Raw genomic sequence first — 13,189 nt, 5'->3', positions numbered from 1 at the left:
TTGCCTCTTATTTATTATTGTTAAACCTTAAAGCACTTCAAACAAGCCCGCTGCACCTTGTCCGCCACCAATACACATACTTATGACTACGTATTTAACCCCACGACGCTTACCTTCAATTAATGCATGCATTACCATTCGAGTGCCACTCATACCATACGGGTGGCCGATAGAAATTGCACCACCATTAACGTTTAACCGATCTTCTGGAATAGTTAAGTATTCTGCGCAATACAACACTTGAACAGCAAAAGCTTCGTTTATTTCCCACAAACCGATGTCATCCATGGTTAAGCCGTGACGCTCGAGTAATTTAGGAATGGCATAAATAGGACCAATACCCATTTCATCGGGTTCACAGCCTGTCACCACTAAACCGCGATAAACCCCTAATGGTTCAAGACCTCGCTCTTTGGCGAGTTCACGCTCCATAACAACCACTGCAGCAGCGCCATCTGATAACTGTGATGCGTTACCGCCAGTTATGGAGCCATTGTCTTTAACGACTTTTAAACCCGATAAACCCGCTAAATTGGTTGATGGACGATTGCCTTCATCTTTAGACAAAGTGACTTGTTGCTGAGTAATGGCGCCAGTTTGTTTATCCATGACTAATTTAGTGCAAGTTACTGGCACTATCTCATCATCAAACTTTCCAGCCGCTTGCGCTGCTGCAGTACGTTGTTGTGATAATAAAGCGTAGTGGTCTTGTTGTTCTCTAGAAATGTTATAACGCTTTGCGACTACTTCAGCAGTATCAAGCATCGGCATATAAATGGCGGGTCGATAAGCTTTTACGTTTGGATCAACTACCCTGTAGCTATTTATTTTATCGTTTTGCACTAAACTCAGTGATTCACAGCCCCCTGCGACAACGATTTGCGAACCATCACAGACAATTTGGTTGGCCGCGATTGAAATCGACATTAAGCCTGAAGAACATTGACGATCAATTGTCATTCCGGGAACTGAAACGGGTAAATTAGCCGCCATGGCAACCTGACGGCCAAAATTCATTCCTTGATTGCCCTGAGTTAACACCACGCCAAAGATGCAGTCATCAATATCACTTGGCTCAATTCCAGCTCGTTCTATGGCGGCGGTGACCGTAGCAGCTGCTAAAGTCGGCGCAGAAAGATCGTTAAAAGCGCCCCGATAAGCTTTGCCTATCGGTGAACGTGCAGCTGAAACTATGACGGCTTCTCTCATAAATCCCCTCTCTTATTTTAATTATTTTAGTTTTTATATTCTTAGGTTCGGTATAAAGCAAACAAAACTGAGTCGCTAAATTTATTATGATTGTATGTAAAATTATTAGTTTAAGAATTAGTGCTGAGATTGCATAAACGCCATTGCTTTCATAACAAATTTCTCACCTTGCTTGGCGCCTGAAGTGAGTTCTGTTTGGCTTTCTTGCGCCGTTAACTCATCCCAATGAGCACGGACTTGTTCTGGGGTTTGTGAAGATTGAGGTAAAAAGCACCCGTCCGTTTCAAAGATGCTTGCGCTAGAATACCCGCCAGCTCCGGCACATAAAATGAATCGATTAGGCGCTTCATCATCACATAAGGTTAGCATCCCAGCAGTTACCGCCTCAGGTACGAATGCTTTTACAATTTCTTCTGGCATTAAATCTTCCGTCATTCGTGTACCTGCAGTAGGCGCTAACGCATTAATTCGAATGTTATTTTTAGCGCCTTCAAGTACTAAGGTATTCATCAAACCTAACACCGCCATTTTCGCCGCGCCATAATTTGACTGGCCAAAGTTACCGTACATGCCACTTGAGGATGTGGTCATCACAATACGGCCATAATTTTGCTGTTTCATGATTTCCCAAACCGCTTTAGTGCAGTTCACTGATCCCATAACGTGGACATCCATCACTAACTTGAAGTCATCTAGGAGCATTTTAGAAAATGATTTATCGCGTAAGATACCAGCATTGTTGATAAGAATATCAACCCGCCCCCACTTCGCCATGGCCTGCTGCACCATGTCTTCCACTTCGTTAAAATTAGCCACATTAGCACCATGACTTATGGCTTCTCCGCCCATAGTCTCAATCAATCTAACCACTTCTTGAGAGGCTGCACTTGAAGCGCCGCTGCCATCTCGAGCACCGCCTAAATCGTTAACCACCACTTTAGCGCCTCTTTTAGCTAACTCTAATGCGTGCGAACGGCCTAAACCATTTCCAGCGCCAGTAACTATTGCCACTTTTCCGTCAAAACTCATCGTCATAATGATTTCCTAATTGTTATATTTCTTTCTTGTTATTGTGGTTCCAGAAAAGTCTTTATTTAACCATTTGTACTGAAATCCATTGAGCAACCAGCGCTGGTGTATCACAGCCTTCTATTTCTATTGTTACTTCGGTAGATAATCTAAATTGTCCTGGTTTTTTCTCTTCAATAGATAAGGTTTTTGCAAAAGCACGAACACGACTGTTAACCGTTACAGGTTGTAAAAATCGCACTTTATCGAAACCGGCATTTAAGCCCATATAAAAACCATCGATGATGACGCTGAAGTCTTCGGCAAAATGAGACAACATAGACAAAGATAAAAAACCGTGAGCAATGGTGCTGCCGAAGGGGGTCGATTTGGCTTTTTGTTCATCTACATGGATAAATTGATGATCGAGCGTGCAATCTGCAAATTGGTTTATTTGCTCTTGAGTAATGGTATGCCAATCAGTAGCCTCAGCTTGAAAGCCGATATACTTTCCAATGTCTTCTCTATTAATTACTGTTGGCATTATGTTGTCATTCCCTTGTCACATTTAATTAATGAATAAAAATTAAGCATTAACTCATGCTAATGTGAGCAACAAGATTAAACAAATGAATAGTTTTGATACCTTCACATTCCCGTAGCGAATAGTAGGTGTGGAAGTTAAAAAGATAAATTGAATGAAAATTTACCCTGATAATAAAAAAGCATGACTGATAAAATCAATCATGCTTTTGAGGGGGTTATAAATTAATTTATAAGTTAAGCTTCAAAATCACCAGATACACAATACAACCTTTAAAACCAATCAGGTTGCATATCAAAACTTGTACTGTCAGAGGTTAACAAAATGGTTGACCAGTGCTCAATTTTCGGTAGTTCAAATCGATAAAAATATTGCTGAGCCTGCAGCTTACCTTGATAAAAGTTTTCATCTGCTTGATGCGGCTTTTTACTGAGTGCTTCTGTGGCTACTATCGCTTGTTTTAACCATAGCCATGCAATAATAATGTGGCCAAACAATTCCAGATATTTAACTGAGTTGGCTAATGCTAAGTCTATATTTTCAGTCGACATTGCCGTTAATACTGAGTCAGTAGTAATTTTTAATAACCTTACTGCATCACTTAACTGACTCGAAAACACTTTTAAATTTGGGTGTTTTTTTGCTACAGCAATGGTTTTAGTTATTTCGTCCAATGTTGCTATATAACCCTGCATCTTGTTCATAGGCACTTTGCGGGTCATTAAATCTAATGATTGAATGCCTGTTGTGCCTTCGTGTATCGGATTAAGACGGTTATCACGATAGAACATTTCCACAGGATGCTCATTAATATAACCATGGCCTCCCATTACCTGAATCGCATAGGAGTTGGCTTTAGGCCCATATTCAGATGGCCAGGTTTTAATGATGGGGGTTAAAAAGTCTAATAGCGTGTGAGCATATTGTCGTTGCTCTATGGTTGGCGCTGTTTTCTCGTCATCACTTAATTGGGTGCCGTATAACACTAATGATAAAGCACCTTCTGCAATGGCCTTTTGCGCTAATAGCATACGTTTTACATCTGCATGCTCAATAATATTGACCATAGGGGATAACGGGTCTTTACAAGAAGGTAAACGACCTTGTGGACGGTTTTTGGCATAATCAACTGAGTACTGATAACCGGCGACAGCAAGTACAGCGCCACTCATGCCGACCATGATGCGGGCTTCATTCATCATGTGAAACATGTATTTCAAACCGCAATGTTCTTCACCCACCAAGTAACCTATTGAACCATTTTTTTCACCAAAACTCAGCGCCGTTGAGGTTTGCGCCCGGCCGCCCATTTTATGAAATAATCCTGCCAATGCCACTTCATTATCGTTACCGATTGTGCCGTCTTCATTTAATAAAAATTTAGGGACGACAAAAAGTGAAATACCTTTTACCCCTTGCGGTGCGCCACGGAGACGGGCAAGCACCAAATGGACGATATTTTCACTGAGATCGTGATCACCGCCCGAAATAAATATTTTATTACCCGTTATGCGATAACTGCCATCTTCAGCTTTAATCGCTTTGGTGGTTAAATCCCCTAAACCAGAGCCACTTCCCGGTTCAGTCATCGCCATGGTACCCATGAAGCGACCTTCACGCATTGGTTTAACCCAGGTTTCAATCAGTTCATCACTGCCGTGGGCTTCAAGTAAATTGGCGTTTGCCGTTGTTAGCATGTTGTAACCCATACCTACGCCCCCAGCCACACTAAGATAAGCGCCAGCTGCACTGGCGACAATTGGCGGCAGTTGCATTCCACCGACATCGTAATCTGCGGTGGCTGCAGCAATACCTGATTCATTGACGGCATCAATAGCAGGTTTTAATTCAGGTATGAGATGCACTTTAGTGCCATCAAATGTCGGTTGATGTGTATCTAACTTTTGGCGAATGGGAAGAAAATGCTTCTCTGCAATGGCTTTAGCGGTATTAACGACTTCATTAAATGTTTGTCGATCATGATCTTGGTAACGCTCACGAGTAATCAAAGCCTCACTATCAAACAGTTCATAAAGCATAAATTCAAGATCGCGTTGATTCATTAAACTAGCTGGCATAATTTGTTCTCTTTATTGGTCAAAAACTCGCTGTAAATCCTGTAAAACAGTGATTCCCTAAGCGTGACTAACTCACTCTGGCTAAAAGTTGCCTTTTAAAGGGCTGATACTCCGCCATCTACTGCGATACATTGGCCTGTCATATAGGTATTTGCTGGCGATAGCATCATCAACATCACCGCGACTATTTCTTTGGGCTCACCGAGGCGTTTCATAGGTGCGCCGCGGCTCATTTTTTGTTGCTGCTCAGCATCTGCAAAATTGGTGACCATAGGGGTTAGCGTAAAGAATGGACAAATTGCATTAACCCGTATATTGGCGCGGCCATATTCAACCGCAGCGGTTTTGGTTAAGCCAATAACCGCATGTTTTGCCATTGAATAAGCACTGCCTAATGCCGCGCCGCCAATACCCGCCATAGAACTGACATTAAGAATGACCCCTTCTCCTTGGGTCAGCATTTGTTGTATTTGATGACGCATGCCAAATTGCACACCTTTAACGTTTACCGCAAATTGGCTATCCATAATAGATTCATCTATCTGATGAAACGGCATAAACTCATGGGCAACCCCGGCGTTATTGACTCCAATATCTACACGACCAAATACCTCCATGGCAGTGTCTACCATTAATTTACACTGGTCATTTTTTGAAACATCGCATTTCATGGCTAGAATTTCTGCGCCTGTTGCCGCAATATCATCTGCCACTTTATGAACACCTGCTTCATTGATATCGCTGATCACTAGTTTAGCGCCGCGATTTGCTAGTTCTTGGGCAAGTAGTTGTCCAAAACCTTGTGCCGCCCCGGTTATGATGGCGACTTTACCGCTAAAATCTAATAATGGATCCATGAGATAACTCCTGTAATTCGTGGTTTATTTGGTTATAGCAGTGAAAGCTGCAAGTTATTTTTGGGCGATTACTTGTAGGGCCATTTTTGCTAACGGTTCGACAAATGCGCCGACTTTATTAGCATTTTCGTTTGATGCATTGCCTTGGGATGCGCGTTTAGCAACGCCTTGAGCAATAGCGGCTAACCTGAAGAAACTAAATGCGAGATAAAACACCCAATTTTCAATGCGCTCGATACCCATTCTTTGGCAATATCGGGCTACATATTCCTCTTCGGTAGGGATACCTAAACTAGTACGATCGACACCTTTCAATCCGTCGATGCTACCCATACCTGCAGGCATTCTTAGTTGCATACATTGATAAGCTAAATCAGCATACGGGTGGCCTAACGTTGATAATTCCCAATCAAGCAGTGCAATGACCTTGGCTGAGTCTTTGGCAAACATCATATTGTCTAGGCGAAAATCGCCATGGACTAGACAGCTTCGACCGTCATCATTAGGTAAATTCGCTTCTAGCCATTGGCTTAGATCATTCATCGCTTTAATGGGGGTAATTTCAGTCTGGCGGTATTGAGAAGTCCAACGGGCTAATTGACGCTCAAAATAGTTACCTGCTTTACCATAATCACTTAACCCTACCTGCTCGACATCAACACTATGCAGCGCTACCAATACTTTGTTCATTTCATCATACATTGCTGTACGTTGCTTATTCGTGGCTATGTCAGATAAAGATGCACTCCAATACACAGTGCCATCGCAATACTCCATCACATAGAACATCGAGCCGATGATGTTTGGGTCCTCACATAAGTGATATACCTTTGCGACTGGCACCTTAGTATCTTGCAATGCTTTGATCACTTTATATTCGCGATCCACAGCATGGGCTGACTTTAGCAACTTGCCAGGTGGTTGCCTGCGCAGCACATAGTTACCTGTTGCCGCTTGCAATTTAAACGTCGGGTTAGACTGGCCACCGGCAAACTTTTCAAGCGTAATGGGACCCTTAAAACCCGCAATATGGCGCTCTAGATACTGAGTTAATTGTTTAAGGTCTATTAAATTATCGTCTAACATTGGCAATTCTCTTTTAGACCACTTAGGGTCAATAGTTAACTTAATTTAGTGTCGCGAATCAAAACCACTTCACCCTTTTGATTACAGTCAGGTGATGCCAGATGTTAATTCGCTACCTTCTTAACTAAGTCACGTCCCAGTTGCATCATATGCACCTGATCGGGTCCATCAGCTAAACGTAAGGTTCGTTGCCCAGCCCAAGCATGAGCTAAAAATGTATCTTGGCTAACACCCACAGCCCCATGGCATTGGATTGCACGGTCGATGACATCAAGGGACATATTCGGGGCAACAATTTTAATCATGGCGATTAAATCTTTAGCGGCTTTATTGCCTTCGGTGTCCATTTTTTGGGCTGCTTTTAACGTCATCAATCGCGCTTGTTCAATCTGACAGGCTGACTTTGCAATATCTTCACGTACCGATTGTTGTTTTATCATCGGCTGACCAAACACAATGCGTTCACTGACACGTTTACACATTAAATCTAAAGCCCGCTGGGCGATGCCAACTGAGCGCATGCAATGATGTATCCGCCCAGGGCCTAAGCGACCTTGAGCGATTTCAAAACCTTTGCCCTCACCAACAATAATGTTTGCAACAGGTACACGGACATTGTCAAACATGACTTCAGCGTGGCCTTCTGGCGAGTCATCAAAACCAAATACCTTCATCGGCCTGACTAAAGTCACACCAGGGGTATCCATTGGTACCAGCACCTGTGACTGCTGTACGTAGCGATTGCTATTTGTTGGATCCGTTTTACCCATCACAATCATAATTTCACATTGCTTGCGGCATGCGCCACTGATATAGAATTTACGGCCATTAATGACATATTCATTACCGTCACGTTCTATACGTAATTCAATATTGGTCGCATCACTTGAAGCGACTTCTGGCTCTGTCATCGCAAAAGCTGAACGAATTTTGCCTTCCAGTAATGGTTCTAACCATTGTTTCTTTTGGGCTTCGTTACCGTAACGAGCTAATACTTCCATATTGCCAGTGTCAGGTGCAGCGCAGTTAAATACTTCAGGCGCCCACATGACTCGGCCCATTAACTCTGCCAGCGGTGCATATTCAAGGTTGGTTAACCCTGCACTATATTTGCCATAGGTAACCGGTAAAAATAAATTCCATAAGCCTTCCGCTTTTGCGATTGCCTTGAGCTCTTCCATTAAAGGAGGGGTTGACCAAGGTTCAAGTTCAACTTGTTTATGCATTGCTGCTTCGTTAGGAAAAATATGTAAATCCATAAATTTGCTGACACGTTTCATTAGCTGCTGAACTTTAGGACTGTATTCAAAATCCATTTTATTCCCCTTTCAATCTGAACATCATTTTTTGCATTACAAACAGTGCAGTACGCAGGTCATGTCGTCAGTTAACAATCAACTAAGCGACATCAGTGATTTTTTGTTAAATGGTTTAATCTCGTCTATCGCATTGGACTTAATCTTATTTACCCACTGCGGATCAACGAGTAAAGCGCGGCCAATACCCACTAAGTCAAACTCATCGTTATTTAAACGGATCAGTAATTCATCAATACCCGTTGGGTTAGATGTGCCAGAAAGATCGGCGTTACCTTCACCGATAAAGTCAGCATCTAAACCAACATTACCCACTGTAATAACGGGTTTATTGGTAAGCTTTTTAGTCCAGCCCGCTAAATTAAGATCTGAACCTTTAAACTCAGCAACCCAAAAGCGTCGGGTACTTGCGTGGAATATATCGACACCGGCATTGCTGAGTAAACATAAGAAAGTTTCTAATTCCTCAGGGGTTTGGCAAAGCTTGGCGCTATAATCTTGTTGTTTCCACTGAGAAAATCGGAAAATAATTGTAAAGTCTGCACCTACAGCTACACGTATGGCTTTGACAATCTCAACACCGAAACGAGTGCGATTTTCAAGTGAGCCACCATATTTATCATGGCGTTGGTTGGTGCCTTCCCAGAAAAACTGATCAACTAAGTAACCATGTGCCCCATGCACTTCGATAGCATCAAATCCAATATTTTTCGCATCCAATGCTGCTTGGGCAAATGAAGCAACAACGTCATCAATATCGGCCTGAGTCATAGCGACACCATTTTCTGCGCCAGGTTTGTATAAACCAGACGGACTATGGGCAGGCGCTTCTTTATCTGGACCTATGCCTAATTTTCTGACAGACCCCACATGCCAAAGCTGAGGGGCAATTTTTCCGCCAGCGGCGTGTACTTCATCTACCACATGCTTCCAGCCTGCAAGGGCCTTCTCTCCATAAATCGCGGGCACGTTTTCATAACCGTTAGCCGCTTTATGGGAAATAAAGGTACCTTCGGTAATAATTAAACCTACATCACCTTCTGCGCGGCGACGATAGTAAGCCGCAACATCTGCAGTAGGCACATAGTTTGGCGAAAAGGCACGTGTCATTGGTGCCATCACGGTTTTATTTTTTAATGACAAACTTTTGCTGCTGAAAGATTCAAATAGTTTATCGATACTATTATTGGTGTTATTCGGAGTGCTGTTGCTTGAAATAGTGCTGTTTTGACTGCTCATAATTTTTTTCCTAACACGGGTTTTTATTGGTTATTGTTTTTAGTTATTTGATGCGAATTGACTGCTATTAATAACGGCTTTTGCCATAATCTCGTTAATTAACCGATTAAATAGCCACCATCCACATTAATCGCGGTGCCTGTGGTATAGCTAGAAGCGTTAGAGACGAGATACAATACTGTTCCGGCCATTTCGTCTGGCTGCGCCACACGTTTCATTGGCACGTGATGCATCATTTGTTTGAGGATTTTAGGGTTGTCGACTAATGCCGAGGCAAATTTAGTATCTGTGCCGCCAGGTAGTAACGCATTAACTCGAATATTAAACTGAGCACATTCTTTGGCAAAAGCGTGCGTCATTGAAATTACCGCAGCTTTGGTTATCGAATATATACCTTGATAATCACCCGGGATAACGCCATTAACGGATGCCACATTGACAATAGATCCACCGCCACTTTGCTTCATCAATTTAGCGCCTTGGGTAGACATAAAGAAATAGCCACGAATGTTAACGTCGACAGTTTTTTGAAAGGCACTTAAATCAGTATCCATAATGTGGCCGAAATATGGATTAGCGGCGGCATTGTTCACTAAAATATCTAACTTGCCATGCTTTTGTGTAATAGCGGCAAACAGCGAGTCTATTTGTTCCATCTCACCAATATGACATGCAATTGCCTCTGCACTGCCGCCAGCGATAACAATGTCATCGACCACTTTATTACACGCATCAAGTTTTCGACTTGAAACGATAACATGCGCGCCGTACTGGCCTAAAAGTTTCGCAATACTTTCACCAATACCACGACTCGCGCCAGTGACTAATGCTACTTTCCCTGTTAAATCAAATAAGTTGATCTCTGCCATGCTTAATCCCTATCTATTTTTAAGTTGTTTTATGCGGCGTTATCTAAAGGTTACCCAGTCTTCTCCTGCTTGCTCTAAATGACTATAATTATTTAAATAATCGATACTTAGCATCTGTTCTGAAAATAATAATTTAGTAACACTGGTATTTCTAACCTGCTGATTTATCATCAATAATTCTTTATTGGTTAATTTAAGGATATGTTGAATGATGACTGAAATTGTTCCGCCGGAAGTAAATACCAATATATCTTTTGATTTTTTTGCATTGTCATCATTAGCACTAAGCTGGCGTTTAGTGGCCAACTCTTGATCTATTATATTTTGTAGCGCACGGATGCAGCGTAACTTGAACTGCGGCCAGCTTTCTTTATATTCGTCATGTTTATCACTGAACATCCAGCGTTCTAACGCCAGTGCAAATTCTTTTTGAAAGGTTTTATTGGGGTGCTGCAATTTATTGATATCTTCACTCATCTTGGGGAAGTTTTGCCATTGAGGGTGGTGTTTTTTTAAAATATCAACATGGTCAAATTCATTAAAGCCCGAGTGAATAATCATCGGTACTGTGCTGGTTTGATAACCTTTATTAAATCCAGATAATGTTTGCCCATGGCGTAACAGATCGCCACAATAAAACTTACTTGGCTGGGCTCTTGCGCGCCAATATTCACCAAGAAGCTGTGCTTGTTGTTCACCTTTTTTTGACAGCTGATCGTAATCAGCACTTCCAAAAGAAGCTTGCCCATGTCTTATCAAATATATTGCAGCCATATAAATACTCAGTGTGATATTGGGTTTTAAGCAGCGAAACAAAAAACGTTTATTGATGCTTCAATTTGTTTATAGCTTTTAATTACCACCTGCACGTTTATTGACTAACAACTGCTGGTGGTTTAGTTACCTTTGTAATCGGGCTGTTTAAAATCGACTTGACTATGCTAAAGTTGCAACCTAGATTAAACAAATGAATAGTTCTTATACCCTACTATTTATATTTTAAATAGTTAGGCTGATAAATTTTGACCAGCGTAGGTTGAATTTTTTTGATTAAAGTTAGCAGTGTAGATTTTTAGCAAGGATGCAATGGTGTCAGCATGAAAATAGATTTAAATTTGTTTGTGGTTTTTGATGCAATTTATTGTGAGGGAAATATAACAAAGGCGGCTTCAGTACTGAATTTGTCTCAACCCGCAGTCAGTCATTCCTTAGGTAAGTTGCGTGCTCACTTTGATGATGCTTTATTTGTGCGACAAGGTAATGAAATGAGACCGACGCCGGTGGCAAAGAATGTTATTGCGGATGTGCGTGAAGCCTTACATCAGTTACAGGTTTGTTTGGTGCAATCAAGGCAGTTTGAGCCGTCAACCTCCCGTGAAAATTTTTCACTGTCATTACATGGTTCATTAGAACCCTACTATTTACCGCCACTACAGCAAAGTTTATCTAAAGAGTCTCCGACGATAAATCTACGCAGTAATAAACGCGTAAGGCGTAGTGATTTAGAAAATAAATTAGCCAGTGGCGATATCGATTTAGCCATTGATGCACTTATTCCTGTTAGCAATAATATTTTGCATACCCAACTAGAACTAGATCAAGTGGTGGTGGTGGCACGCAAGGAGCACCCTACTATTAATAGCAGCTTAGATTTGGATACTTATTTACATCTTCAACATGTTTTAGTGTCTTCGCGCTCAACAGGGCCAGGACTTGAAGATTTTGAATTATCACGCTTAGGCTTACATCGTAAAATATCATTACGCTGCCAACATCCTTTTTCGGCATGCCGTATTATCACCAATAACGATATGTTGCTCACATTGCCTAGAAGAGCAGCTGAGATGTACAGTGAATTGTTTGATATCAACATTTATCCGATGCCTGTTGAATTGCCGGGCATTGACGTGCATTTATATTGGCATGTGAATGTCGATAAAGAGCCCGCTAATAAGTGGCTTCGTAATAAAATGATTATGGCGGCATCAAATAACTAAACTAACAATTAATTGGCCCGTTAAAAGCTTGTCAGTAACTGAACCTAGACTTAATCAATAATACTGGCTTTGATTTGAAAGTTTGATGCAATCTGAAGTTAAGCACTGTTAACGTTTTGAGGTACCAACTCGTCATCTACTAATGAAGTTTGACATTCACTATGTCGGTAGTACTAACTTGGTTTAAAGAAGGTGATTTTAGTTTTCATAATGCTTAAATCACCCTAACTCAGAAAACATTTCTATTAAGTTGTTAGGGTTATCGGCAGGATGCTGGCAGTGTATCCGTTCTTTACAACTGAGCAGACATAATTGCCATAACTGTTGCTTTGTTTGAGTGTCTAAACTTCTAAAGTCAGCAACGCACAATTGGCCTGATTGAATTAACTTAGCAAGTTTATCGATGGATATTGAAATGTTTAATTGGGACATACAATTTTCTCAATTGATTTTTTGGCTATTATAACTAATTGAGAATGATTATCAATAAGATTCAGCCTTTATCTTTGACTATTTATTGTCAGCTAAAAAATCAAACCATGTTGATTGCGGCTTTCCGTCAATTGAATAGTTAACTAGCGCGCGCCAAACCATATAATTACTACTACAGGAACCGTAAATAGCACTACCTTTATAGTGGTTAGGATTACTGTTTTTTTCTGCAGTAAGATTTACCGGTATTACCCCCATAAACATGTCTCTTCCTTCGATTCGCATTTTTACATCAGTGACAGGGACAGAAAAGTGTAAATCAATACTCAAAGGTTTTTCACTTGGTGTGAAAACGGGGTTAATCATCAGCATAATGTCGACACTGTTAACATTTAACTTACATACCCCTTGTTGAAATTGGCACAAACTGCTGTCTATTACATCAGATGTTACTGTTTTAGTGTTTGATTGAGGATTACATCCACCTAAAAACACTATAAAAAAAGAGCCAACAATCCATTTTGTTAAAAACTGCACAACTTTTAACCTCTCGA

Annotated in this window: 13 protein-coding genes; 1 reads left to right on the top strand and 12 read right to left on the bottom strand. The window is 41.3% G+C overall.

Annotation, left to right across the window (positions count from 1 at the left end):
• Positions 1-27: 27 nt before the first annotated feature.
• The 10 genes from Q4546_RS15505 to Q4546_RS15460 form a co-directional block, all read right to left on the bottom strand.
• Positions 28-1,209: an acetyl-CoA C-acyltransferase gene (locus Q4546_RS15505; protein ID WP_303446557.1), complete on the bottom strand. Its 1,182-nt coding sequence runs from the start codon at positions 1,207-1,209 to the stop codon at positions 28-30.
• Positions 1,210-1,326: 117 nt separating this feature from the next.
• Positions 1,327-2,244, bottom strand: coding sequence for an SDR family NAD(P)-dependent oxidoreductase (locus Q4546_RS15500; RefSeq protein WP_303446555.1), 918 nt, complete (start codon positions 2,242-2,244; stop codon positions 1,327-1,329).
• 55 nt (positions 2,245-2,299) lie between these two features.
• Complete coding sequence (locus Q4546_RS15495; protein WP_102439458.1) at positions 2,300-2,761, bottom strand: MaoC family dehydratase; 462 nt, start codon at positions 2,759-2,761, stop codon at positions 2,300-2,302.
• A gap of 272 nt (positions 2,762-3,033) precedes the next feature.
• The gene (locus Q4546_RS15490) at positions 3,034-4,839 is read right to left on the bottom strand and encodes an acyl-CoA dehydrogenase (RefSeq protein ID WP_303446554.1); all 1,806 of its coding nucleotides are present in this window, start codon (positions 4,837-4,839) and stop codon (positions 3,034-3,036) included.
• A gap of 95 nt (positions 4,840-4,934) precedes the next feature.
• Entirely contained in the window at positions 4,935-5,696 is a 762-nt protein-coding gene (locus Q4546_RS15485; protein ID WP_102476789.1) for an SDR family NAD(P)-dependent oxidoreductase, read from the bottom strand.
• 54 nt (positions 5,697-5,750) lie between these two features.
• The gene (locus Q4546_RS15480; RefSeq protein WP_303446553.1) at positions 5,751-6,782 is read right to left on the bottom strand and encodes a phosphotransferase family protein; all 1,032 of its coding nucleotides are present in this window, start codon (positions 6,780-6,782) and stop codon (positions 5,751-5,753) included.
• A gap of 104 nt (positions 6,783-6,886) precedes the next feature.
• Positions 6,887-8,098 (bottom strand): acyl-CoA dehydrogenase family protein, encoded by a 1,212-nt coding sequence (locus Q4546_RS15475; RefSeq protein WP_102439462.1) that lies wholly within the window; start codon positions 8,096-8,098, stop codon positions 6,887-6,889.
• 78 nt (positions 8,099-8,176) lie between these two features.
• Positions 8,177-9,337, bottom strand: coding sequence for an NADH:flavin oxidoreductase (locus Q4546_RS15470; protein ID WP_303446552.1), 1,161 nt, complete (start codon positions 9,335-9,337; stop codon positions 8,177-8,179).
• Between the two features lie 98 nt (positions 9,338-9,435).
• Complete coding sequence (locus tag Q4546_RS15465; RefSeq protein WP_102439463.1) at positions 9,436-10,206, bottom strand: SDR family oxidoreductase; 771 nt, start codon at positions 10,204-10,206, stop codon at positions 9,436-9,438.
• A gap of 39 nt (positions 10,207-10,245) precedes the next feature.
• Positions 10,246-10,980 (bottom strand): histidine phosphatase family protein, encoded by a 735-nt coding sequence (locus Q4546_RS15460; protein WP_102439464.1) that lies wholly within the window; start codon positions 10,978-10,980, stop codon positions 10,246-10,248.
• Positions 10,981-11,303: 323 nt separating this feature from the next.
• Between Q4546_RS15460 and Q4546_RS15455 the strand changes: the two genes are divergently transcribed.
• Complete coding sequence (locus Q4546_RS15455; protein WP_102520578.1) at positions 11,304-12,203, top strand: LysR family transcriptional regulator; 900 nt, start codon at positions 11,304-11,306, stop codon at positions 12,201-12,203.
• 219 nt (positions 12,204-12,422) lie between these two features.
• Here Q4546_RS15455 and Q4546_RS15450 read toward each other — a convergent pair whose 3' ends face one another.
• Together Q4546_RS15450 and Q4546_RS15445 are read right to left on the bottom strand one after the other, a co-directional pair.
• Positions 12,423-12,635, bottom strand: coding sequence for a hypothetical protein (locus Q4546_RS15450; RefSeq protein WP_102439466.1), 213 nt, complete (start codon positions 12,633-12,635; stop codon positions 12,423-12,425).
• A 78-nt stretch (positions 12,636-12,713) separates the two neighbouring features.
• The gene (locus Q4546_RS15445; RefSeq protein WP_102476786.1) at positions 12,714-13,172 is read right to left on the bottom strand and encodes a hypothetical protein; all 459 of its coding nucleotides are present in this window, start codon (positions 13,170-13,172) and stop codon (positions 12,714-12,716) included.
• Positions 13,173-13,189 lie beyond the last annotated feature (17 nt).

The organism is Shewanella sp. 4_MG-2023, from assembly GCF_030548015.1.
GTDB lineage: Bacteria > Pseudomonadota > Gammaproteobacteria > Enterobacterales > Shewanellaceae > Shewanella.
The sequence above is the reverse complement of the archived record's forward strand: the minus strand, read 5'-3'. Positions and strand labels throughout refer to the sequence as shown.

Bases quoted from the DNA above. Each gene is read 5' to 3' on its own strand.
- Q4546_RS15465 (WP_102439463.1), bottom strand. From the start codon at position 10,206: ATGGCAGAGATCAACTTATTTGATTTAACAGGGAAAGTAGCATTAGTC.
- Q4546_RS15495 (WP_102439458.1), bottom strand. From the start codon at position 2,761: ATGCCAACAGTAATTAATAGAGAAGACATTGGAAAGTATATCGGCTTT.
- Q4546_RS15480 (WP_303446553.1), bottom strand. From the start codon at position 6,782: ATGTTAGACGATAATTTAATAGACCTTAAACAATTAACTCAGTATCTA.
- Q4546_RS15505 (WP_303446557.1), bottom strand. From the start codon at position 1,209: ATGAGAGAAGCCGTCATAGTTTCAGCTGCACGTTCACCGATAGGCAAA.
- Q4546_RS15485 (WP_102476789.1), bottom strand. From the start codon at position 5,696: ATGGATCCATTATTAGATTTTAGCGGTAAAGTCGCCATCATAACCGGG.
- Q4546_RS15455 (WP_102520578.1), top strand. From the start codon at position 11,304: ATGAAAATAGATTTAAATTTGTTTGTGGTTTTTGATGCAATTTATTGT.
- Q4546_RS15500 (WP_303446555.1), bottom strand. From the start codon at position 2,244: ATGACGATGAGTTTTGACGGAAAAGTGGCAATAGTTACTGGCGCTGGA.
- Q4546_RS15490 (WP_303446554.1), bottom strand. From the start codon at position 4,839: ATGCCAGCTAGTTTAATGAATCAACGCGATCTTGAATTTATGCTTTAT.
- Q4546_RS15450 (WP_102439466.1), bottom strand. From the start codon at position 12,635: ATGTCCCAATTAAACATTTCAATATCCATCGATAAACTTGCTAAGTTA.
- Q4546_RS15475 (WP_102439462.1), bottom strand. From the start codon at position 8,098: ATGGATTTTGAATACAGTCCTAAAGTTCAGCAGCTAATGAAACGTGTC.
- Q4546_RS15460 (WP_102439464.1), bottom strand. From the start codon at position 10,980: ATGGCTGCAATATATTTGATAAGACATGGGCAAGCTTCTTTTGGAAGT.
- Q4546_RS15470 (WP_303446552.1), bottom strand. From the start codon at position 9,337: ATGAGCAGTCAAAACAGCACTATTTCAAGCAACAGCACTCCGAATAAC.